The 21,887-nt window shown below is 38.8% G+C and carries 22 protein-coding genes; 14 read left to right on the top strand and 8 right to left on the bottom strand.

Features of this window, described 5'->3' with window-relative positions; all coding sequences use genetic code 11:
- Window positions 1-6: 6 nt before the first annotated feature.
- Window positions 7-654: a LexA family transcriptional regulator gene (locus FTU05_RS03245; RefSeq protein WP_180105534.1), complete on the bottom strand. Its 648-nt coding sequence runs from the start codon at window positions 652-654 to the stop codon at window positions 7-9.
- Between the two features lie 299 nt (window positions 655-953).
- On the opposite strand from FTU05_RS03245, the gene FTU05_RS03250 reads away from it, so the two are divergent.
- From FTU05_RS03250 to FTU05_RS03295, 10 genes are all read left to right on the top strand, one after another.
- Entirely contained in the window at window positions 954-1,388 is a 435-nt protein-coding gene (locus FTU05_RS03250; protein WP_373685258.1) for an I78 family peptidase inhibitor, read from the top strand.
- 112 nt (window positions 1,389-1,500) lie between these two features.
- The gene (locus FTU05_RS03255) at window positions 1,501-1,860 is read left to right on the top strand and encodes a hypothetical protein (protein WP_078193938.1); all 360 of its coding nucleotides are present in this window, start codon (window positions 1,501-1,503) and stop codon (window positions 1,858-1,860) included.
- Between the two features lie 296 nt (window positions 1,861-2,156).
- Window positions 2,157-2,426, top strand: coding sequence for a hypothetical protein (locus tag FTU05_RS03260; RefSeq protein WP_078189189.1), 270 nt, complete (start codon window positions 2,157-2,159; stop codon window positions 2,424-2,426).
- A gap of 296 nt (window positions 2,427-2,722) precedes the next feature.
- Window positions 2,723-5,362, top strand: coding sequence for a bifunctional aconitate hydratase 2/2-methylisocitrate dehydratase (locus tag FTU05_RS03265; protein WP_180105532.1), 2,640 nt, complete (start codon window positions 2,723-2,725; stop codon window positions 5,360-5,362).
- Between the two features lie 180 nt (window positions 5,363-5,542).
- Entirely contained in the window at window positions 5,543-6,379 is an 837-nt protein-coding gene (locus FTU05_RS03270) for a tetratricopeptide repeat protein (RefSeq protein WP_180105531.1), read from the top strand.
- 138 nt (window positions 6,380-6,517) lie between these two features.
- Window positions 6,518-6,733 (top strand): hypothetical protein, encoded by a 216-nt coding sequence (locus FTU05_RS03275; RefSeq protein WP_180105530.1) that lies wholly within the window; start codon window positions 6,518-6,520, stop codon window positions 6,731-6,733.
- A gap of 205 nt (window positions 6,734-6,938) precedes the next feature.
- Window positions 6,939-8,162, top strand: a complete 1,224-nt coding sequence (gene gltS / locus FTU05_RS03280) for a sodium/glutamate symporter (protein ID WP_180011287.1) — start codon at window positions 6,939-6,941, stop codon at window positions 8,160-8,162.
- Between the two features lie 95 nt (window positions 8,163-8,257).
- Entirely contained in the window at window positions 8,258-9,115 is an 858-nt protein-coding gene (locus FTU05_RS03285; RefSeq protein WP_180105529.1) for a tetratricopeptide repeat protein, read from the top strand.
- A 203-nt stretch (window positions 9,116-9,318) separates the two neighbouring features.
- Window positions 9,319-9,531: a DUF4177 domain-containing protein gene (locus FTU05_RS03290; RefSeq protein ID WP_078193931.1), complete on the top strand. Its 213-nt coding sequence runs from the start codon at window positions 9,319-9,321 to the stop codon at window positions 9,529-9,531.
- Window positions 9,528-9,740, top strand: coding sequence for a hypothetical protein (locus tag FTU05_RS03295; protein WP_111884970.1), 213 nt, complete (start codon window positions 9,528-9,530; stop codon window positions 9,738-9,740). Before FTU05_RS03290 ends, FTU05_RS03295 begins: the two co-directional genes overlap by 4 nt.
- 85 nt (window positions 9,741-9,825) lie before the next feature.
- On the opposite strand, the gene FTU05_RS03300 is transcribed toward FTU05_RS03295, so the two are convergent.
- Together FTU05_RS03300 and FTU05_RS03305 are read right to left on the bottom strand one after the other, a co-directional pair.
- Window positions 9,826-10,311, bottom strand: a complete 486-nt coding sequence (locus tag FTU05_RS03300; protein ID WP_078188537.1) for an Lrp/AsnC family transcriptional regulator — start codon at window positions 10,309-10,311, stop codon at window positions 9,826-9,828.
- Window positions 10,312-10,527: 216 nt separating this feature from the next.
- Window positions 10,528-11,388 (bottom strand): alpha/beta fold hydrolase, encoded by an 861-nt coding sequence (locus tag FTU05_RS03305; protein ID WP_180040404.1) that lies wholly within the window; start codon window positions 11,386-11,388, stop codon window positions 10,528-10,530.
- Window positions 11,389-11,561: 173 nt separating this feature from the next.
- On the opposite strand from FTU05_RS03305, the gene FTU05_RS03310 reads away from it, so the two are divergent.
- Window positions 11,562-12,023 carry a hypothetical protein gene (locus tag FTU05_RS03310; protein ID WP_180007847.1) on the top strand — a complete coding sequence of 154 codons (462 nt, stop codon included), beginning with the start codon at window positions 11,562-11,564 and terminating at the stop codon, window positions 12,021-12,023.
- 277 nt (window positions 12,024-12,300) lie between these two features.
- Here the strand turns inward: FTU05_RS03310 and FTU05_RS03315 are convergent, their stop codons facing one another.
- Together FTU05_RS03315 and brnQ are read right to left on the bottom strand one after the other, a co-directional pair.
- Window positions 12,301-12,537 carry a hypothetical protein gene (locus FTU05_RS03315; RefSeq protein ID WP_078188534.1) on the bottom strand — a complete coding sequence of 79 codons (237 nt, stop codon included), beginning with the start codon at window positions 12,535-12,537 and terminating at the stop codon, window positions 12,301-12,303.
- A gap of 559 nt (window positions 12,538-13,096) precedes the next feature.
- The gene (gene brnQ / locus FTU05_RS03320) at window positions 13,097-14,389 is read right to left on the bottom strand and encodes a branched-chain amino acid transport system II carrier protein (protein WP_180105528.1); all 1,293 of its coding nucleotides are present in this window, start codon (window positions 14,387-14,389) and stop codon (window positions 13,097-13,099) included.
- 349 nt (window positions 14,390-14,738) lie between these two features.
- On the opposite strand from brnQ, the gene map reads away from it, so the two are divergent.
- On the top strand, window positions 14,739-15,533 hold the full coding sequence (map, locus tag FTU05_RS03325) for a type I methionyl aminopeptidase (protein WP_180109183.1): 795 nt from the start codon (window positions 14,739-14,741) through the stop codon (window positions 15,531-15,533).
- Between the two features lie 320 nt (window positions 15,534-15,853).
- Here map and FTU05_RS03330 read toward each other — a convergent pair whose 3' ends face one another.
- A complete protein-coding gene (locus FTU05_RS03330; RefSeq protein ID WP_180106470.1) occupies window positions 15,854-16,768 on the bottom strand; it encodes a LysR substrate-binding domain-containing protein in 915 nt (304 codons plus the stop codon).
- A 279-nt stretch (window positions 16,769-17,047) separates the two neighbouring features.
- Here FTU05_RS03330 and FTU05_RS03335 point away from each other — a divergent pair, with 279 nt between their 5' ends.
- The gene (locus FTU05_RS03335; RefSeq protein ID WP_078188530.1) at window positions 17,048-17,959 is read left to right on the top strand and encodes a LysR family transcriptional regulator; all 912 of its coding nucleotides are present in this window, start codon (window positions 17,048-17,050) and stop codon (window positions 17,957-17,959) included.
- 133 nt (window positions 17,960-18,092) lie between these two features.
- Here FTU05_RS03335 and FTU05_RS03340 read toward each other — a convergent pair whose 3' ends face one another.
- Both FTU05_RS03340 and FTU05_RS03345 read right to left on the bottom strand, forming a co-directional pair.
- On the bottom strand, window positions 18,093-19,001 hold the full coding sequence (locus tag FTU05_RS03340; protein ID WP_180164227.1) for an alpha/beta fold hydrolase: 909 nt from the start codon (window positions 18,999-19,001) through the stop codon (window positions 18,093-18,095).
- Window positions 19,002-19,025: 24 nt separating this feature from the next.
- Complete coding sequence (locus FTU05_RS03345; RefSeq protein ID WP_078194002.1) at window positions 19,026-19,565, bottom strand: PadR family transcriptional regulator; 540 nt, start codon at window positions 19,563-19,565, stop codon at window positions 19,026-19,028.
- Window positions 19,566-19,746: 181 nt separating this feature from the next.
- Between FTU05_RS03345 and FTU05_RS03350 the strand changes: the two genes are divergently transcribed.
- Window positions 19,747-21,771 carry an NADPH-dependent 2,4-dienoyl-CoA reductase gene (locus FTU05_RS03350; RefSeq protein WP_180135170.1) on the top strand — a complete coding sequence of 675 codons (2,025 nt, stop codon included), beginning with the start codon at window positions 19,747-19,749 and terminating at the stop codon, window positions 21,769-21,771.
- Window positions 21,772-21,887 lie beyond the last annotated feature (116 nt).

The raw sequence follows: 21,887 nt of genomic DNA on the forward strand, positions 1-21,887 counted from the left end.
TTGTGTTTAGGTGTGTGATGAGCGCTTATAAAATTGCTTTAAATTAAAAGTCACAACACCCTGAACAACGATAGATTCGCTATCTGAAGGGATAATATGCGCATAGGCAGGGTTTTCTGCTTTCAGCCAAATTTGGGGTAAGACTTTATTAGGGTCACCAAAAATGTCGGCAATTTCTTCTTTTGACATTTTTGCGGTGATCATCAAACGCTTTAAGGTGATTTCACGATTATCAATTAGTGCGACTACGATATCGCCATGTTTGGCTTCTAAGCTTCGATCCACCAAAAAAGTATCATTAATTTCAAAGCCAGCATTGAGTAAAGACTCGCTATCGACATGCGCAACAAATGTAGCGAGCGGGTTAATCACCAAATAATCGTTCAGGTCTAAGACTTTTTCAAAAACATCTTTATTGGCGAAAGCTGGGCCAGCAGGAATACGTTCCAAGGCAACGGGAAGTTCAATACGGGTATTTTTTTGAACAGGCTGAACATTGAGCGAAGAATCCAAAAATGGATCTTTAGGAGGTTCTTGAGATTGCTGTTCAAGCAGGGCATTGATGGTGGGACTCGGTTTACCATCTTCGCCCATGAGCTGTTGCAAAGATGACCAAGCTTGGTCCGAAAAATAAATTGGCAGTTTTTTTGACATATTTTGCTCCTACGCAACGTGGCGTGTTTGAAGAAAATTACTTTTTTTAGGATACGCGTTGGGCAGGTCAAATTTCAAATTAATAAAACCTTTAAAATCAAAACTGCGACAAGTTGAGTCGTTTTAAATATTGCAAAAATCATCATCGGCTCACAGAAAATGGCGTGCTGTATTTTGAATAAAGGCTGCATTGCTGCCCAATCGCAGAAAGCAGAAGGATTGCTAAAAATTGCAATAAACAACTCGTTTAGTTGCCATAAACTTGATAAGTTAAATTTTTATATTCAGAAATAGACATGATGAAAAATATATGGATTTTAGCTGCACTGACAGCATTTATGGCGGGTTGTAGTACAACCCAGCAAACTGAAAATACACCAGAAAAAATTGGTATGGCAAATCCAGCCAGCCAATATTGTGTAGAGCAAAAAGGTAAACTTGAAATTCGTGATGAAGCAAATGGTCAGGTAGGGTATTGCCATCTGCCAAACGGGCAAGTGGTTGAAGAGTGGGCATTATTCCGTAGTAGCCAGACCCAATGTGTTGCTGATAAGGCAAAGACGTTGATTGGCCAAGCAAAATTGACAGAAGATCAGATCAAGGCGATTAGCCAAGCTCAAATTGTCCGTTTAGTCAAACCTGGGCAGCCAGTAACAATGGATTATCGTGTAGAGCGCGTCACCGTCACTGTAAATCCAATCAATAAAAAGATTATTCAAGCAACTTGTGGTTAATTCAAACGCATAAAAAAGGCCCGAAAGGGCTTTTTTTGTTTGTTCGGCTACGACTAATTTAAATGACAAATCCATTACGATCTTTTATATTGCCCCTCGTAAGGAGAAGTTCATGAAAAAGTTATTTGCTTTATCCGTTATGGTGGCTTTGGTCGGCTGTGCTGAAAAAAAACCATTAACCCCTGAAGAGCAGTGGCAGGGTTACTGCCGCAGTGTAGGTAATGCTGCACGTACGATTATGTTAGATCGTCAAAATGCAATTGAAAAAGACAAAGCAGTTGAGCATGCCAACAAAATTGAGGATGAAACCACCAAAGGATTTATCCTGAACATCATTGATGAAGTTTATGCCTTGCCGCAAGCTGAGATTAATACTGATGTTGAAAAAGCACGTGAAAAAATTCGTGCTGAGTTTACTGAAAAATGTATCGCAACACCGCATACTGAAATGCCAGATTATAAACCGTTCTAAGGAACGGTTTTTTATGCGAGAAAGCGCGTAAAGCAAAACCTAAAGGCTGTATTCATCAGTGAGTAGTTACAACTGGGTAACTATCCGTTGTTTAGCCATATGATTGAGTTCATGCTTATTTTGCGAATGCATATTTATCTTCGGGTTACTTTGAATATGAGATGCTTAAAGATTTTTAAATAGCCTAAGCAGAGCGAAATACAAATTGTGACAACTTGCTAAATCATAAATATAGAAAAGCAAATCTTTTTAATGAATAATGAAATGGAGAATAAAAAACAGTAGAGGAGCAGAATATGGACGTTATAGGTTATATGCATCACTCAGATCTACTCCTAGAAGATGAACAAGGCGTAGCAATTATCGGTGGTGGGAACTACGTGCTCAGCATTGGAGATAAAGTCACATTACGCCAAAAAGTAGATGAATTTTCTCAACGCTATTTGGTCGATATCAGCTTTGCAAGTAATCAACATCAAACCACATGTCAGGACGAATGGTGCCTCAGATTTACAGGCGATCGAGCAGAACTTCAGCAATATATCACTGCAACCACTGTACACTAAGGTGGAATATCCAATACTGATAAAAACAGGCAACATTTAGTTGCCTTTTTTTGATGGTTAATTTTAGTCAAAAGTTAATATGTGCAAGAAAAGCGTGTTCTAAGTATTGATTTTGCTTAATGTATAACCGATATGAGGATCATTTATTTATAAAATAACGGGCATCACGAAGAAACACTTGTAGTGCATTAACTTTTAACTGGAATTTTAGTAAAATTTAGCAGTCCATATTATTTGCGTAGCTTTATTTAAAGCAGGAATGCGTAAATAATTTTTTAAAAAAGAGGAATAACACCGTGCTAGAAGCTTACCGCCAACACGTTGAAGAACGTGCCGCACTCGGAGTCCCACCGAAGCCACTTGACGATGCTCAAACAGCTGCATTAGTTGAATTATTAAAAAACCCACCAGCTGGCGAAGAAGCATTTTTAGTTGATTTACTAGAAAACCGTGTTCCAGCGGGTGTTGACCAAGCTGCATACGTTAAAGCTGCTTTCTTAGCTGCTTTGGCAAAAGGCGAAGCGACTTCTCCACTAGTAACTAAAGAACGTGCGGTTTACCTACTAGGTACTATGCTTGGTGGTTATAACGTTGCTCCTTTAGTTGCACTTCTTGATGATGCAGAGCTTGGTGAATTAGCTGCTGACGCACTTAAGAAAACTCTTCTTGTATTTGATGCCTTCCACGACGTTGCTGATAAAGCAAAAGCGGGCAATGCGAATGCACAAGCAGTTATGCAATCTTGGGCAGATGCTGAATGGTTCACTAGCCGTAAAGACGTTCCTGAAGAAATCAAACTTACAGTTTTCAAAGTAACTGGCGAAACGAACACAGACGACTTGTCACCTGCACAAGACGCGTGGAGCCGTCCAGACATTCCGTTACATGCTAACGCAATGCTTAAAAACGTACGTGACGGTATCAATCCAGAAGTTCCTGGCGAAGTTGGTCCACTTAGCCAAATCAAAGAGCTTATCGCGAAAGGCAACCAAGTTGCTTACGTAGGTGACGTTGTTGGTACTGGTTCTTCTCGTAAGTCAGCAACTAACTCTGTACTTTGGTTCTTTGGTGACGAAATTGCTCACATTCCGAACAAAAAAGACGGTGGTTATTGCTTAGGTTCTAAAATCGCTCCGATTTTCTTCAACACTATGGAGGATGCTGGTGCATTGCCAGTAGAAATCGATGTTCAAAACATGAACATGGGCGACGAAATCACGCTTAAAATCGACCACGCTGCTGCTAAAGTAACTGCGTTCAAAGACGGCGCTCAAATCGCTGAATCTGAACTTAAAACTCCAGTTCTTCTAGACGAAGTACGTGCTGGTGGCCGTATCAACCTTATCGTTGGTCGTGGTTTAACAACTAAAGCTCGTGAAGCTCTTGGTCTTGCACCTTCAACTTTATTCCGTACTCCAGTTCAACCTGCAGCTACTGGTAAAGGTTTCACTCAAGCTCAAAAAATGGTTGGTCGCGCTTGTGGTCTTCCTGAAGGTCAAGGTGTACTTCCAGGTACTTACTGCGAACCTAAGATGACTACTGTTGGTTCTCAAGATACAACAGGTCCAATGACTCGTGACGAACTTAAAGATCTTGCTTGCCTAGGCTTCTCTGCTGACCTAGTTATGCAATCTTTCTGTCACACAGCTGCGTATCCAAAACCAGTTGACGTTCAAATGCAACACTCGCTTCCTGATTTCATCATGAACCGTGGTGGTGTATCACTACGTCCAGGTGACGGTATTATTCACTCTTGGTTAAACCGTATGCTTCTTCCAGATACAGTTGGTACTGGTGGTGACTCACATACTCGTTTCCCAATCGGTATTTCTTTCCCTGCGGGTTCTGGTCTTGTAGCGTTTGCTGCTGCAACTGGCGTTATGCCACTAGACATGCCTGAGTCTGTACTTGTTAAGTTCAAAGGTAAAATGCAACCTGGTATCACTCTACGTGACCTAGTACATGCGATTCCTTACGTTGCGATCCAACAAGGCGACTTAACTGTAGAGAAAAAAGGTAAGAAAAACATCTTCTCTGGCCGTATCCTTGAGATCGACCTTACAGAAATGGAAACTGACCTTACTGTTGAGCAAGCGTTCGAACTTTCTGATGCATCTGCTGAACGTTCAGCTGCTGGTTGTTCTATCACGCTTTCTGAAGAGAAAGTTGCTGAATACCTTAAATCAAACATTACTATGTTGAAATGGATGATTTCTGAAGGTTATGGCGATGCTCGTACTATGGCGCGCCGTGTAGAAAACATGGAAAAATGGTTGGCTAACCCATCACTTCTTAAAGCTGATGCTGACGCTGAATACACTAAAGTGTACGAAATCGACCTTTCTACAATCACTGAACCAGTTCTTTGCTGCCCGAATGACCCAGATGACGCTAAATTGCTTTCTGACGTTCAAGGCGTGAAAATTGACGAAGTATTCGTTGGTTCATGTATGACTAACATCGGTCACTTCCGTGCAGCTGGTAAACTTCTAGACAAAGTTCCTGGTGGTTCTTTATCTACTCGTCTATGGTTGGCTCCTCCAACTCGTATGGACGAACGTCAATTGATGGAAGAAGGTTTCTATAACATTTATGGTAAAGCTGGCGCTCGTACAGAAATGCCAGGTTGTTCATTATGTATGGGTAACCAAGCACGTGTAGCTCCGAACACTACTTGTGTATCGACTTCTACTCGTAACTTCCCGAACCGTCTAGGTCAAGGTGCGAACGTTTACTTAGCTTCTGCTGAGCTTGCTTCTGTTGCTGCTGTACTTGGTAAATTACCAACTCCAGCTGAGTACCAAGAATACGCAGCTCAAATTGATAGCATGTCTGCTGACATCTACCAATACTTAAGCTTCGACAAAATGAGCGACTATACTGACGCTTCTAAAGATGTTGATACTAAGAAAATTGCTGCTGCTCAATTGTCTTAATTGATTAAGTAGTTGAAAATAAGGGCTGATTTATCAGCCCTTATTTTATTATTAAAAGTATATTGCGAATTTTATACGTGTTTAAATTAATTAGAATATTGTAAGTTGTATATGTCACTAGGTTTAAATTACTTTTAGAAAATATTAAGAAATAAATGATATTAAATTCACGGATTAGTTATGAACTTTAGAATATATTTTTTACCTTTAGTTATTATAATTTTTTTAAGCTCTTGTACCTCAAGCTCATCTGAACCATTAATTTTATCCGAACAGCAAGAAAAAAATACTTTGAATGAATATAAAGATATGCTGGAAAAGAAAAAGTATGAAGAAGCATATAAAAAATTATTAATTTTAGAAAATGTAAATAATATCAGTAGCTATGCTAAAAATGAGATTGGTAATTTTTATGAAAATGGAATTTATGTCGATAAAAATTTAGAATTAGCATTAAAATATTATGTTGAAGCTGGTAATAAAAATTATATTCCAGCTATTTATAATGTAGGAAGAGTTCGATTAGAGCAAGGACATTATACAGAAGCAGCATCAATTTTTAAGACGATTGAAAATGATAATTTCGCACCAGCTCTTAATTTAATAGGTGTGATGTATAATTATGGCTATGGTTATGATGTAGATTTGGGAAATGCACTGAAATATTATAAGAAGGCTGCTTTGCTAGGTAATCCAGATGCGCAGTTTAATATTGGCCAAATGTATTTTAAAGGAAATGGCGGTAATGGGGATTTTAAGGAGGCTTTCAAATGGTATACTTTGTCAGCAAATCAAAATTATTCTCTAGCGAAAATCCAATTAGCAACATTATATTTTAAAGGGTATGGTGTGGAAGCTAATATTAATACTGCTATTAATATAATCAAGCCATTAGCAATAGATGGTCATCCAGATGCTATTTATAACTTAAGACTTTATTATAAAAAACTAAATAATTCAAAAGATTATGAATACTGGGATAAAGTATGTAAAAAAAACCATGATTGTGATATTTGACTTTAATTTTTTTAGAAGCGATAGGGTGACAATTTATTTAAAAATCTAGATGATGTAGCTCATACTAGTTTCAATCAAGAATTTACTACTGGGTGTTGATTTCGGTAAAATATTAGTGATTTAAGTGATGATGTAAAAATGCCCAAACAATCCCGCTTCCTCTGCATTGGCGGTTTCCTTAACGGAACCCAAGTCAAAGACCAAGGCGAAAGCTTTGTCTGTGTCGAAAATGGCAAACAGGTGAATTACTTCAAAAAAGAAATCTTTAACCAAGATGCGTGGGACCAAGATTACTATGTCTGTGAAACCACCAGTGATAAAGAGGCGCATAACTGGGTATTCGACATAAAATAATATCTCAAAAATCTTTATATTCAGTCATAAATAACCAATGCTCAGCACATCACATACGCTGAGTATTTTTATTTATTTCACTTATTAGGCTTCAAAAATGTGTAGTAGAAGAAGGGGGGGAAATAGCTTATTTACATTTTTCTAGCTGAAAAAATCAAATAATTATGTAAAAAGATAAATAAAATTGAGCACTTAAGATTAAATTATGAATTATGAGCTAGATGCTTTTTTGACAATTGTCGTGGCGGTTTTGGTTTTATTTATCGGTTATTTCTTCGTACACAAAATTTCCATCCTGAAAAAATACAACATTCCTGAACCTGTAGCAGGCGGTTTGGTCGCTGCGATTATCACATTTATATTATTTAAAAACTTTAATATCACCGTAAATTTTGATGCCAAAATCCAGCAAATATTCATGCTGATGTTCTTTACATCGGTAGGCTTGAGCGCAAGTCTTGGAAAACTCAAAGAAGGCGGAAAGGCGCTGGTGCTGTTTTTAGGTTGTGTGATTGTATTTGTCATGCTGCAAAACATCGTTGGTATCAGTTTAGCCAAAATTTTAGGATTAGATCCGCTCATCGGTTTAATTACAGGTTCAGTCACATTAACTGGCGGTCACGGTACAGCAGGTGCATGGGGCACAGTCTTTGAACAAGATCATGGTATACAAGGCGCAGTCGTACTCGGTATGGCAAGTGCAACATTCGGCTTAGTCATTGGTGGCATGATGGGCGGGCCAGTGGCGAAATTCCTCATCCGCCGTTTTCAGTTGGCAGAAGAACTTGTACCGACAACAGGACGTAATGAAGCACCGCCTGCATCTGAAACGGCGCCTTTCGAATATCCTGAAAAAACTCGTTTAATTACCGCAGATGATGCCGTCAAAACGATGGGGATGTTTGCCATCTGTATCAGCTTTGCTTATTTCATGACAGAGTTTGCTCGTGGACAGTGGTTTGAATTACCTACCTTCGTTTGGGCTTTAGCGTGTGGTGTATTTTTAAGAAACACCCTTGAACTTGGCTTTAAAATTGAAATGTTTGATCGCTGTATCGATGTATTTGGTAACGCATCCTTGGCATTATTTTTATCCATGGCGCTGATGTCATTGCAGCTCTGGTTATTGGCAGATCTTGCAGGCCCGCTGGTGATTATTTTACTGGTACAAACCCTCGTTTTAGCACTGTATCTGTACTTTGTAACTTTTAAGATCATGGGAAAAAGCTATGACGCAGCCGTACTTTGTGCAGGGCAATGTGGTATAAATTTGGGTGCAACACCGACAGCGATTGCCAATATTCAGGCAGTGACCAATACCTATGGGCCATCACATAAAGCCTTTTTGATTATTCCTTTGACAGGGGCATTCTTTGTAGATATTGTCAATGCTGTGGTCATTCAGGCAACGATAGGCTTCTTTGGTTAATACTATATATACAGCTTTAAAAAATGCTAAAGCATCTAGATAGAGTGCTTTAGCATTTCATTTTTCACCATCTTATTGATCAAGAATAATAAACAATGAAAGTTTTAAAATATCATTTGCCTTACATCAAATTGTTCATGCTATTTGTATTAACAGCATTTCCATTTTCTATAACCTTTTCAGCCGAAATTGATGTCCGAAAGACCATCGTTCAAGCAAAAAATAACGATAAACAGGCGCTTTATGATTTGGCTGTACTGAAACATATGGGGCTAGAAGGTGTGGAGATTAATCTGCCTGAAGCCATAGCGCTGTATAAGCGTGCTTCTGCCTTAGGGCACCGCTCTGCAAATCAAAATTTGGGATTGATGTATTACAAAGGTGTAGGAGTAAAAGTAGATTATGTAGAAGCCGCAAAATGGTTTGAGATCGGTGCTGAAAGAAACTTAGATGATTCAAAGCGTATGCTTTTGATTATGAATAAATATGAACTCATTCCAAGGGATGAGAAAAAATTGGAAAGTCTTTTAATTGAATTTGCAAATAAAGGCAAGCAAGAAGATATCGAACAATTGGCCGACTATTATTACTATACGAAGCAAAATATGCAGCTTGCTGAAAAGCCAACGATGTTGTTGGCTGAACAAGGCTTGGCTCAATATCAGTCCCGTTTGGGTATGATTTATTATCAAGGTATTGACGCAAAGCCTGATTATAAAAAGGCTTATCCGTGGTTTTTAAAGGCTGCGGAAGCAAATGATTTGAACGGAAAAATTAGCGTAGCAAGTTTTTATTTAGGTGGGCTAGGCGTACAGCGAGATTTTGAAAAAGCTGTTGCATGGTTTAATTCGGCTTATGAGCAGGACCCTGTGAAAACATGTGAAATTCACAGTCTCGTTTTGTCAGAATTGAACAATGAAATACAACAATGTGAGCTAAGTAGAAAACAATAAAAAGCCCCATGGTTAGGGGCTAGTCGTATCACTCGCGTGATACTCATATAAGGCTCATCTCATACTGCGTGTATTAAAGCATAAAATTGAAAAAAATGCTGAGCAAATTGACAGTTAAAACTTGGTTGTTTTAGGGAAAACCGATCGTTATACTTTGCTCTGAACATTTGTTCATTTCACTATAACCATAAAGAACTATATTGATGAAAGAATATAAAGTTGTTATCTATCAAGAAGGTATGCTGGGATCTTTGCTGCTTGGCTCTTCAAAAGTTGATCCTGTTAAATTCACCAATTTTTTAAATCAAAATGCACAGCAAGGCTGGGCGGTGATTACGATGGAAAAAGATATCCGCCGTATGCTGCTTTTTTGGAAGCGCGAAGCTTATGTAGTTGTTTTGGAGAGAGAAAAATGAAATACGGTGTCTTTAGTGCACTTATTATTTCAGTTTTATGGGGTTTATTAGCCATCTCTCAATTATGGTTTGTGTTGCTCAGTGTCGAAGTATTTACCAAAATAACCATCACAGTAGCGATCTTAGAAGCCATCATTATTATTGCAACATTGGTCATACGTGAGTATTTGACAGATAAAAAATTGAAAAAAGATGGCTATATAGATTAGAACACATAAATAGGGCAATTGAGTGCTGAACTCAATTGCCTTTAAATTTTAAAGTCATCTTATAGATTAAATCTATATTGGCTCATTACTCAATCATCATAAGGTCAGCACTGCTGGCAGATTTTAATTGTCGTAGCGCAAAAATAGAGCGGGTATGGCGTATACCTTTCATAGAATATAAATTTTTACGTAAAAAACGCTCATAGTGTTCAGCATTTTTAACTGCAACTTTCACCAAATAATCATAATCGCCAGTGACTAAATGTGCTTCTACCACTTCTGGCATATTGGCTAAAGTTTCACTAAATTGATCTAAAATTTCATCATCGTGACGTTCTAATGTGATTTCAATAAAGAATAATTCATTGATCCCAATCGATTTTGGATTGATGTTGGCTGTATAGCCGTCGATAATTTTTAAATTTTCTAGACGCTTTAAGCGTGTCCAACACGGCGAAGAGGAGAGACCAACACGTTCAGAAAGCTGGGCTATGGTGAGTCGTCCATCTTCTCTTAATGCGGATAATATTAAACGATCAATTCTGTCGAGGTTGTGTCGTGCTTCACTCATGCCAAAATAGAATATAATTGAGAAAAAATAGTTATATCATTTTTTGCAATGGTCGGCTGAAGAAAATAAGCACACTTGGACCTTCAGTACAGGTTTTAAAGATAGAAAAATAAAATATGTAAGCTGTCAGGCAGTGTGAATGAATCTAAAAGTAGAGAATCTTGTGCAGACCATAAAAAGACCACTCAGCCGGATTACTGACTGAGTGGCAAAAACTTAAGCGTGTAACTGTTGTTCAATGATCGGCCATAGATTTTGATGTGACGATTTAAACATCAACATATGTCCGATGGCTTTATGACCTGTTTCTTTCGGTTTTAACTCAATCATTTGAGTCGAAGCATTCGGGTATAAGCGCAGCAAGTCTTTGACATTGGCTTCCGTGGCGATTTCGTCATCGGAGCTCCATACGGCAGTGATCGGACAGTTCACCTGTTGATGAAAATCATGCTGAACAGTTTTGCCTAAGGCGTTGATGACATAACCGGGTTTGCTACAAAATTCAGCCCATTCACGAGCAACATCTTTTGGCAAATTTTCACCCATACCAATCGCATTGGTCGGGCCATAGCCAATGGTATAGCGTGCAATCGGGAAGATCACATTAAACATCACAGGAGCTAAAAGCTTGGTGCGACCTTTAAGATCTTTGACATGACCTGTAGAGCCAGAAACAGCAACCACTTTGGCAACTTTGTCATAATTTGGCACGATACCTAATAATTGTCCGCCTGCGCTATGACCGAGTAATATGACTTTAGGTGCCTGCGTTTTACTGATCAAAGCGTCGATTGCCGCAGGGATATCTAGCTGCCCCCATTGCACAATACTTGCTGTCGATTGTTTTAAAGGGCTGTGTAGCGACTCACCAATACCACGAAAATCGAAAACTAAAACGTCATAGCCTTGTTGGCTCAACCATGTTGCATAGCTATTATAAAATTGCTTGGTAATGCCTGTGGCTGGACAAATCAACACAGGTAAAGCCTGTTTGAGCTCTGTCTGGTGCGGATAAAAGCGCGCACTCAGTGAATAGCCGTCTTGGCAATGAATCGTGAGTTTTTCAGATGATGACATGATTCAAACTTCATGGGTGTGTTCCGATGTCACTAATTTACACAAGTTCCAAAAAGAAACCTGAAAAGAGTATGACTCTAAAGTCATGTCATAACAGGTTTGAAGCAAGTACTATTGCAGAAGAAATACAGATAAAAATAATGCGTATAATTGAACAATGGATGTAAATTAAAATGGACATGCTTCAACTTTCGAGTGCAGTAAAAATTGCGATAGTTTTTAGTGGGATTTATTTATGGGTAGGTATGCTCACAGGTGTGTGGAAATATGCACAAATAAGGCAGTCTGAACTGGCACGTGCGCATTATTATGTAGATATCGCACATCGGAGCAGTTTGTTATACGCCCCAGCGACGCTCATTTTGGCGGTATTGGCCTATTTTTCAGCACTTCCACATACACTCAATTTACTCTTTGTAATCATCAATTTGTTCTTTTTTAGCTTTTCGATTTTAAGCTATGTGCTGCATGGCTTTTTAGCTGATACCACCAATCAATTTAAAGTACCGCACGTCTTAGGCAAATGGCATTTACCTAAATGGATGATGAGTATGGCAATGCTTGGATTGGTGATTGGCGAGTTAATTGCAACACTCGGATTGCTCTTCGGAGTCATCGTTAAATTTTGGTTTTAAGCAAAGTAGTATCAAATAAAAATCGTATCAATTAGATTGGAGGCTAATCAAGGAGATAAAAGCTTTTAAAGTGCAGACGATTGTTAGGTCGAAGAATTTATATAAACAAAATTTTAAGTTCTGCAGAATTGAAAATTTATGAGAAAAGGCTGATGATTTTCTGGTTATTTTAGGAATTATTTGTATTGTTTTTTTAAATGGATTGAATGAACGAGAAGGTGGGGGGTTGGCATCTTTTCTTTTTTCAAGATGGATGATGCCTCATCCATCTTCTAACTTAAAATTCTGTTGATTTTTGCTTTCGATATTTGTGGTCAATGACTGCCCATAAATAAAAGGCTACAGAGACAATAAGCGCATAAGCAAAATATTCAGGTCTTAAATTTCCTTGTATTAAGCCTTGAATAAGTAGTGTCAGCATGAGAGCAATAGTGGTGCTTGTATAGGTCACCATGTTCTTATTTGCCTTCAGAGCGTTAATGAAGAATTGCTTTTTGAAATGTACTGATAACATCTCCACCCCTCCTTGTTGTTGTTTAGCCAAAACCCATGATTTTGGTCAGGTTTGAACTACTGTTGTACTTCGAAACTAGAAGTATTTCAATAGCAAATGTCATTATTTTGTCATAAAACTATGTTAGATCATCGTATAAGAATAATCATTTTATTCATATACTAAATATTATGAATCTAAAGGTGTTGACTGGTGAGTAAAATGGTCGATGCATAATATCTATGTATGAATAAGCAATATATATACCAACACGGGTATATCGGCTTTATGACACGAAACCGCCTAGCTTACAGTCTGAATCGGGCTTAATCATGGAGTTTGTGTACGGTGTATTTTGCAGAAAGTATTTGTATTTTAACTATTATTATATTTTGTAGCCAAAGGGCTGGATTTTTTTCTCATCATGAAAATAAAACTTTATTAAAAAAGTTCAATGACTTAGGGTTATTGCGCTGTAGTAGGACAAATAAAAGTCAGTTTGGGTAAAACTCGACAATTATTGGTCGCAGGTAAAATCGTCATTCGGGTAAAACTCCGATTTTAGACAAGTCAAAAAAGGTTATTTTTTAACTTTATCAATTACAGCAGCAATAATCAGCACAATCACAGAAGGGATCAGCCATGCTAAATTTTGTTGAGCAAGTGGTAGATTGGCAATAAAGCTTGGAAGTGCATCTTCGAAACCAGCCACTTTTAAACCATCAAAAATACCGAAAATAAACGCACATGCGGTAACAGAAGCAATAACTCGTGATGGTGAAATAAACCATTTAGAGCAGAAGCTCAGTAGGATAACTGCAATCGCAGGTGGATAAATCGCACTTAAAACAGGCACTGAAACTGCAATGAGTTTGGTTAAACCTAAGTTTGAAATCAGCAGTGAGAAACCAACTAAAATGAACACAAAAACTTTGTATGGAATTTTAGTCAATTCTGAGAAATATTCAGCACATGCGCAGGTCAAGCCAATCGCGGTCACCATACATGCAACAAAGATCATTGCAGATAGGAAATAAGCGCCCATATCACCAAAAGCATGTTGTACATATGCATGCAGGATCACTGCACCATTTGTTGCATTTGGAGCAATATCATGGCTGCCCATACCGAGTTTGAACAAGCTGATATAAACCAGTGTAAGTCCAATACCAGAAATAATACTGGCAATGACAGCATACTTAGTGACGAGCTTACTATCCGTTACACCGCGTGAAGTAATGGCTTTTACGATCACGATACCAAAAACTAAAGCGCCTAAAGTATCCATGGTTAAATAACCATTGACCACACCTTCTGAAACTGGTGCAGCCACGTAATTACCAATAGCAGGTGGAATCACACCGGCAGGGATAAAGAACGCAGAGATACCCAGTACAATGAGACCTAAGATCTTGAGTGGTGAAAGGAAATAACCCACAGTATCCAAAATTTTGTTTGGATAAAGTGAAACAATGGTCACTAATGCAAAATAAATCACGCTATAAATTAGCAGACTGTTTGCGCCGTTACCAAAATAAGAAGAGAAACCAATTTCATAAGAAACGGTAGCTGTACGAGGTGTTGCAAATAAAGGTCCAACAGCTAAGTAACACGCGACAGTAAGGATAATGCTGGCTGCTTTACCCAAAGGTGAACTTAAAACTTGAATAGAACCTTCAACACGCGACAAAGCAATAATCGTGATGACAGGTAGACCAACTGCGGTGATTAAGAAACCAAATGCAGCTAACCAAACATGTTCACCCGCTTGCTGTGCGACAATTGGTGGGAAAATAATGTTACCTGCACCAATAAACAGTGCAAAGGTCATAAAACCTAAGGCAACAATATCCCGTGTACGAAGACTTGTCATAAAGGGGAGATGAACTGTGAAAAAAGGCAATTTTAGTGCAATTAAGCTCGTTTTTGGAGCAAAATTTATAAATCGTATAGATAGTTTTTATAATACGAATCATGAATATATTGACAGATAAAATAATGTTTTATTTATATTTATGATAAATAAAAGAAATTTATTGTATATAAAATTTTTATAGAAATATGTTTAGCGATTAAGATTTATCAGATATAAATCAATTGTTCTAATTTTCAGCACTAAATAGGATGCTATAAGCCGAATAAATGCAGAAATATTGGCTGAATAAAACAAAAAAAATCTAAAAGGTCTATAATTCGGTGTATTCAAATTTGAGGATATTCAGATGAAAGCTTCCAAAATCACGATTAAAACCGAGCAAGATATTGAAAAATTACGCATTTCAGGTCGTTTAGCTGCTCAGGTTTTAGAGATGATCGGGGAGTATGTCAAGCCGGGCGTGACGACTGAATATTTGGACGATATCTGTAATGATTTTATCATCAACACACTTAAAGTGATTCCTGCCAATGTTGGCTACTATGGCTATACCAAAACCACCTGTATTTCACCGAATGAAGTGGTTTGTCATGGTATTCCTTCGAAAGAAACCGTATTGAAAGATGGCGACATTATCAATATTGATGTCGCCATCATTAAAGATGGTTATTTTGGTGATACCAGTCGTATGTACTATGTGGGTGAAGTTTCACCTGCGGCTAAAAAGTTAGTCGAAACTACCTACGAGGCCATGGTTGCTGGGATTCATGCAGTTAAACCGGGAGCAACATTGGGAGATGTAGGTTATGCCATTCAACAAGTTGCTCATCGTGAAGGCTACAGCATTGTACGTGAATACTGTGGTCATGGGATTGGTAAGGTTTATCATGAGCAACCGAGCGTTTTACACTATGGTCAACCGGGTCAAGGTGTAATTCTAAAAAAAGGCATGGTCTTTACCATTGAGCCGATGATTAACAGCGGTAAAGCGCGAACTAAAGAGTTAAAAGATGGCTGGACAGTGATTACTGCAGACCGCTCTTTATCTGCACAGTGGGAGCATATGGTGGTTGTAACCGATAGTGGTTTTGAGTTGCTATCTCCATGGCCAGAAGGTACAGGTACATATCCTGCAATCTAAGCTAAATCGCGAATTTAATCCTGAATCTGCTGTATCTAAAGGATTGAAGTTAAATTAAATTGTACAAGTGTATATTTTTTGACTTTAGTCTAATAAGTTGTAGTGTGTATGAGCGTTATAGGTTTTAAGACTAAGAGGTTTTCTCTATAGCTTAATTTATAAGGTTTTGCTTATAACTCTGAAAATCAGTTAGAGCTATTAACGATTTAATAAAGATGTATTTTATTTATATAATATGATTACAGATTCTGCTGTAGTTTCTGATTTTACTTAGTTTTTAAGTTTTCGCTTACCCATCACATGGGTAAGCTTTTTTTTGCCTAAAATTTAGCGTGTTCATGTTGGCTGAGTTTTTCAACTAAATAATCAATGAAAACACGTACAGCCGGTAATAAGCCACGACGAGATGGATATACAGCATGGAAAATACCATGTGCAGCTTTCCATTCAGGTAATACATGAACCAAAGCACCTGATTTCACATGATCGGACACAATACTGTCGGGTAATAACACCACGCCACAATCTTGGCAGGCTAGTGCAGCTAACATCGATAGGTCAGAGCCCATTACCGTTGGGTTGACTTTAATTTTTTTCTGATGATGCTGTGCATCGGTCACAATAATATGTTGATCGAGATGCTCATCCGCCATACTTAAGATTTGATGCTGTGATAAGTCTTCGGGCTGTTTGAGTTCACCAAATTTATTCAGATAGGTCTGACTGGCAAATAAGTGCTGCTCAATCGTTTCAAATTTACGAATGACTAAATTTGGGTCGTCATCTAGATTTGAACGGACACGTAGAGCAAGATCGAAGCCTTCATTAATGATATCTACGCGGCGATTGGTCACCATCATTTGCACTTTAATTTCTGGATATTGTTTTAAAAATTCAGGCAAAATTTTGGTCATTTCATTTTGTGCGATGGAAACCGGTAAGCTGACTTTAATTAAGCCGCGCGGCTGCGTACTGAGATGATCAACCAAATCGTGTGCGGCTTGAGCTGCATTCATCATGACTTGTGCATGTCGATAGATATTCATACCAATATCAGTAACAGCAAAATGTCGTGAGCTACGCTGAATTAGGCGGACACCTAAATGTTCTTCTAAGTTATAGACCCGACGACTCAGTTTTGATTTTGGAATATCTGTTGCACGTTCTGCTGCACTAAAACCACCATGCTCGACCACTTGGGCAAAACAATAAAAATCATCTAGATCACTCAGCACTGTTCTTATTCCATATTTGCAACGATTTAGCTAATTAACTTGAATTGTTTCATGAAGTCAATCACGTTTTGTAGTTTTTCATGTGAGAAAGTTGAGCAAAATTGCCAAGACTAAAGTCGGGTTAACCTTGTAATCGTTTCACATTAGCATGACCAAACAATAAATGTGGTGTATACATCTTTTAAATAACCGAATTTGAAGGATGTGATTTGAGTGTCGTCCTGATATATTCAAATACAAGACCATTATGAAAGAAATTCGACATTAAAGGACAATGTCATGGAATTAAGACATTTACGTTACTTTGTCGCCGTTGTAGAAGAACAGAGTTTTACGAAGGCTGCTGAAAAGCTATTTATTGCTCAACCTCCTTTAAGTCGTCAAATTCAAAATTTAGAAGAAGAGTTGGGTGCACAGCTTTTTGAGCGTGGCAGCCGTCCTTTAAGAACCACCACCATCGGCCGTTTCTTTTATCAGCAAGCCGTGAAATTACTCTCCAATGCAGAAGAGATTAAGCTCATTACGCAGCGGGCCAGTGCCACTGAACGTACTATTAATATTGGCTATGGCGGTTCGTTACTCTGTGGTTTATTACCTCGAATTGTTTATTTGTTCCGCCAGCAATACCCACACTTAAATGTAAATTTAATCGAACTGAGTGCAGTTGATCAGATTCAGGCATTAAAAGAAGGTCGGGTTGATGCATGTTTTAGCCGAGTTCGTGTGTCGGATCAGGCGGTTAAACGTGTGCTATTGCGTGAAGAGCCGCTAATTGTTGCGGTGCATTCGAGCCATCCTTTATCTTCACAGCAGCAGATTGCATTAAATAATCTCAAAGATGAGCAGATTTTTATCTATCCAGCAACGGATGGTCAAAGTTATGCAACGCTGATCAAGTCGTTGTTTTTAGAATACGGTATGGAGCCGAAACGCTTTAACACCCAAGCAGATTTGCAGCAATCACTAGGCATGGTTGCAGCAGGCGAAGGTATTTGTATTGTTCCTGAATCTGTACAAATTATGCAGTTTAGGCATGTGAATTATGTGAAATTATCGGATAGTGCGGCCATTAGCCAAATTTACTTGATCGTGCGGAATGATGATGAAGGGGAGTTGGCGCGTCCTTTATTTGACTGCGTTTACCAAGTATATGATTTGGAAGCAATTGAATACGATCGTCGGGTTTTCTAGTGCTTATTTTAAAAAGTAATAATAACGTTAAATTTGAAATTCAATTTTGAAGCAAACGTTTAAGTAACACCTTTCTGCATAAAACATAGGCTCATTCTTGAAAGTATTGAGCCTATTTTTTTATTCAGTCTTATTAGAGCGCTTGTTTTAAGAACTTGGTGATTTCACGGCTGAATTTGACCGGTTCACTGAGCAATGGCGTGTGTCCCGATTTTTTAAAAATAATCTGCTCTGCATTGGCTAGGCTGTCAGCAATAATTTTTTGACCTTGAGCAGGATAGAGGATCGATTTTGCCCCTGTGAAAAAAGTTGTTGGCGCGGTGAGTGCTGCAATGGCTTCACGATAATCTTCAGTATGGTTTAAATAATTTTGAATATACCAATATAAATACGCCACACTTTGTGAGGGTAACATCAGCTTCTGTAAAGTTGGTTGTTGGTATGCAATACGGAAAGCGGATAATGCATAAGGATTGCTATTTTGTAAGTCTATGAACCTTAACCAAGTGTCGACCAGACCTTGACGGTCATGTTTATTCATCTGCTGTGCAAATGGCACGGAGAGGTTGGTTGCAAGTACCTTCGAGATGTCTTCTAAAATACTTAAAAACTCAGTGTGGCGTTTGCCATATAAACCATATTGCCAATCTGCATCTACTCGTATTTTAGGCGTTTGATCGATGTGCAAATAACGTTTAATTTTTTCAGCAAACTGACCGTATTTTAAACCGTGCATGGTGGTCGTTGCCCCCATGGAGTAGGCAATCACCGTGATTTTATCGTAACCGAGCTGGGAAACTAAGCTGTCAATATCTCGCCAATGGCTTGAAATGGTGTCCATATTTGGAATTTGACAAAGTTTAGAGCCGCCAAATCCACGCCAGTCTGGAATGATAAATTTAAAATGCTTTCGGTGTTGATATAGAAAAGGGTGCCATTGCCAACTTTGCATGCCCAGTCCAGATAAAACCAGAATGGGTTCTCCTTGACCATATTCACGAACATACAGTTGTTGCTGATCGGGCATTGTATAGTGTGGCATGCGGCTTCCTATTTATTTTTTGTTTTAGCGATTAAACTTATGCAACTGTGGAATGATGGTTTCAAGCCATTTGATCCAACCGATTTCCAAATCTATCCCAAGCTGTAAAATCATTTTATGAATGTACAAAGTACGGTCTTCATCATGCGCATGTGCAAAGTCTTTTGCAAAAATAGACTGGTACACTTTTAGTTTTTCTTTGTGAATTTCAAGATGGCGCTCTAATTCGGGTAATACGCCATTTGTACCCAGCTGAGCTTCTGCACGTAAACGAACCATCAACTCTTCACGTAATTGAGCTGGAGGGCTTTGCTCAACCATCCAATTGGCTAATTCAACACGTCCAAGCTGTTCAACTTGGTAGGTTTTTTTACGGGTTGTGCTGTGCTCATCTTCAATGGTGCTGATCCAGCCTTTTTGCAGCATGCCATTGAGTTCACGGTAGATTTGCTGATGTGTTGCATTCCAAAAAAAGCCCATAGAGCGGTCAAAACGGCGTGCAAGGTCAATTCCTGTACTCGGTTTTTCAAGTAAGCTCGTGAGTAAAACATGGGCTAAAGACATATATGGCTCAGTCAAAATAGTTTTGTACTTTTTATTATGCAACATGTTGCATAAAAATCAAATCTCGCATATAAATTAGTGCAACAAGTTGCAAAAATCTTGTATGCGTAGATGTAAATAGAAAGCTCGTATACAAGCGAAGATAAAAAAAGCCAGCTTTTCAGCACGCTAAGGAGAAAAAATGTCAAATTATCCAAATTTATTGGCACCACTAGATTTAGGTTTTACAACGCTAAAGAACCGTGTATTGATGGGTTCTATGCATATCGGCCTTGAAGAAGCACCGGGTGGCTATGAACGCATGGCAGCTTTTTACGCTGAGCGTGCGAAAGGTGGTGTAGGTCTGATTGTAACTGGTGGTATTTCTCCCAATGATGATGGTGTGACATTTGCTGGTGGTTCAAAATTAGACTCTTTAGAAGAAGCAGAAAAACATAAAGTGATTACGCAGGCGGTACATGATGCTGGCGGTAAAATTGCGATGCAGATTTTGCATACAGGTCGTTACTCGTATCAGGCCAATAATGTTGCACCTTCATCTATTCAAGCACCAATTAACCCAGTAAAACCGCAAGCTTTAAGCACAGCAGACGTCGAACGCACAATCAATGATTTTGCCAAATGTGCTCAGTTAGCACAGACAGCGGGTTATGATGGTGTAGAGGTCATGGGGTCAGAAGGTTATTTAATTAATGAGTTTATTGCTGCACGTACCAACCACCGTGATGATGAATGGGGTGGCAGTTATGAAAACCGGATTCGTTTTCCAATTGAGATCGTGCGTCGTACGCGTGAATTAGTCGGTGAAAATTTTATTATTATTTACCGTCTTTCTATGTTGGATTTGGTTGAAGGCGGTTCGACTTTCGAAGAAGTTGTGCAACTTGCAAAAGCGATTGAAAAAGCCGGTGCAACCATTATCAATACCGGTATTGGTTGGCACGAAGCACGTATTCCGACCATTGCAACCAAAGTGCCACGTGCTGCATTTACATGGGTGACCAAGAAATTAAAAGGTATAGTGAATGTTCCTTTAATCACCTCAAACCGTATCAATACCCCTGAAATGGCTGAGCACGTACTTGCTTCGGGTGATGCAGATATGGTGTCCATGGCACGTCCAATGCTGGCTGACCCACGTTTTGTGGAAAAAGCAGAACAAGGTCGTAGTGATGAAATTAATACCTGTATTGGTTGTAACCAAGCCTGCCTAGATCATATTTTTTCGATGAAAATTGCAACATGTTTGGTTAACCCTCAAGCTTGCTATGAAACTGAACTGATTTTTAAAGAATCTGCACAGGTGAAAAATATTGCTGTGATTGGTGCGGGACCTGCGGGTTTAAGCTTTGCAACTTATGCTGCAGAGCGTGGTCATAACATAACTATTTTTGAAGCATCGAGCCAAATTGGTGGGCAGTTCAATATCGCGAAAACGATTCCTGGTAAAGAAGAGTTTTATGAAACGCTGCGTTATTTCAAACGCAAAATAGAACTATTGCCTCAGATTAAATTGGTATTGAACCATACAGCAACGTATGAAGAATTAGCTCAGTCTGATTTTGATGACATCGTGGTGGCGACGGGTGTAACACCGCGTCAGTTAGATATAGATGGTATTGATCATCCAAAAGTATTGAGCTATTTACAGGTATTACGTGAACGTCAACCTGTTGGCAAACGTGTAGCAATCATTGGTGCAGGCGGTATTGGTTTCGATACGGCTGAATATTTAACGCATGAAGGTGAAAGCGGTAGCCTCAATCCTGAGAAATTTTATGATGAATGGGGTATTGATACCACTTATGCGCAAGTCGGTGGCTTGAAACATCCAGACGTCGAAGAATCGCCGCGTGAAGTGTATTTATTGCAACGTAAGGCTAAATCGGTTGGTGCTGGCTTAGGTAAAACCACGGGTTGGATTCACCGTACAGGTTTGAAACACCGCGATGTGAAAATGATTGCGGGTGCAAGCTACGACAAAATTGATGATCAAGGTTTGCATATTACCGTTGATGGTCAATCACGTATTTTAGATGTTGATCATGTGGTGATTTGTGCAGGTCAGGAATCCTATACCGCGATGTATGAACAGCTACAAGCAGATGGGAAAAATGTGCATTTGATTGGTGGTGCGAAAGAAGCTGGTGAGTTAGATGCTAAACGTGCCATTCGTCAAGGTGCAGATTTGGCTGCGGTGATTTAATCAGCCTCATACTTAACCACGACAACTACATTCAATTTAATATGCAGTTGTCGTGCTTCCTCTCCATTTTGAGAGGAGTTTGAGGATAGGGAAATGATTCATCAACAAAAAAAGGA

This window comes from Acinetobacter sp. YH12049, from assembly GCF_013419875.1.
In the GTDB taxonomy this organism is placed as follows: domain Bacteria; phylum Pseudomonadota; class Gammaproteobacteria; order Pseudomonadales; family Moraxellaceae; genus Acinetobacter; species Acinetobacter amyesii.

Bases quoted from the DNA above. Each gene is read 5' to 3' on its own strand.
- FTU05_RS03245 (WP_180105534.1), bottom strand. From the start codon at position 654: ATGTCAAAAAAACTGCCAATTTATTTTTCGGACCAAGCTTGGTCATCT.
- FTU05_RS03250 (WP_373685258.1), top strand. From the start codon at position 954: ATGAAAAATATATGGATTTTAGCTGCACTGACAGCATTTATGGCGGGT.
- FTU05_RS03255 (WP_078193938.1), top strand. From the start codon at position 1,501: ATGAAAAAGTTATTTGCTTTATCCGTTATGGTGGCTTTGGTCGGCTGT.
- FTU05_RS03260 (WP_078189189.1), top strand. From the start codon at position 2,157: ATGGACGTTATAGGTTATATGCATCACTCAGATCTACTCCTAGAAGAT.
- FTU05_RS03270 (WP_180105531.1), top strand. From the start codon at position 5,543: ATGAACTTTAGAATATATTTTTTACCTTTAGTTATTATAATTTTTTTA.
- FTU05_RS03275 (WP_180105530.1), top strand. From the start codon at position 6,518: ATGCCCAAACAATCCCGCTTCCTCTGCATTGGCGGTTTCCTTAACGGA.
- gltS (WP_180011287.1), top strand. From the start codon at position 6,939: ATGAATTATGAGCTAGATGCTTTTTTGACAATTGTCGTGGCGGTTTTG.
- FTU05_RS03285 (WP_180105529.1), top strand. From the start codon at position 8,258: ATGAAAGTTTTAAAATATCATTTGCCTTACATCAAATTGTTCATGCTA.
- FTU05_RS03290 (WP_078193931.1), top strand. From the start codon at position 9,319: ATGAAAGAATATAAAGTTGTTATCTATCAAGAAGGTATGCTGGGATCT.
- FTU05_RS03295 (WP_111884970.1), top strand. From the start codon at position 9,528: ATGAAATACGGTGTCTTTAGTGCACTTATTATTTCAGTTTTATGGGGT.
- FTU05_RS03300 (WP_078188537.1), bottom strand. From the start codon at position 10,311: ATGAGTGAAGCACGACACAACCTCGACAGAATTGATCGTTTAATATTA.
- FTU05_RS03305 (WP_180040404.1), bottom strand. From the start codon at position 11,388: ATGTCATCATCTGAAAAACTCACGATTCATTGCCAAGACGGCTATTCA.
- FTU05_RS03310 (WP_180007847.1), top strand. From the start codon at position 11,562: ATGGACATGCTTCAACTTTCGAGTGCAGTAAAAATTGCGATAGTTTTT.
- FTU05_RS03315 (WP_078188534.1), bottom strand. From the start codon at position 12,537: ATGTTATCAGTACATTTCAAAAAGCAATTCTTCATTAACGCTCTGAAG.
- brnQ (WP_180105528.1), bottom strand. From the start codon at position 14,389: ATGACAAGTCTTCGTACACGGGATATTGTTGCCTTAGGTTTTATGACC.
- map (WP_180109183.1), top strand. From the start codon at position 14,739: ATGAAAGCTTCCAAAATCACGATTAAAACCGAGCAAGATATTGAAAAA.
- FTU05_RS03335 (WP_078188530.1), top strand. From the start codon at position 17,048: ATGGAATTAAGACATTTACGTTACTTTGTCGCCGTTGTAGAAGAACAG.
- FTU05_RS03340 (WP_180164227.1), bottom strand. From the start codon at position 19,001: ATGCCACACTATACAATGCCCGATCAGCAACAACTGTATGTTCGTGAA.
- FTU05_RS03345 (WP_078194002.1), bottom strand. From the start codon at position 19,565: ATGTCTTTAGCCCATGTTTTACTCACGAGCTTACTTGAAAAACCGAGT.
- FTU05_RS03350 (WP_180135170.1), top strand. From the start codon at position 19,747: ATGTCAAATTATCCAAATTTATTGGCACCACTAGATTTAGGTTTTACA.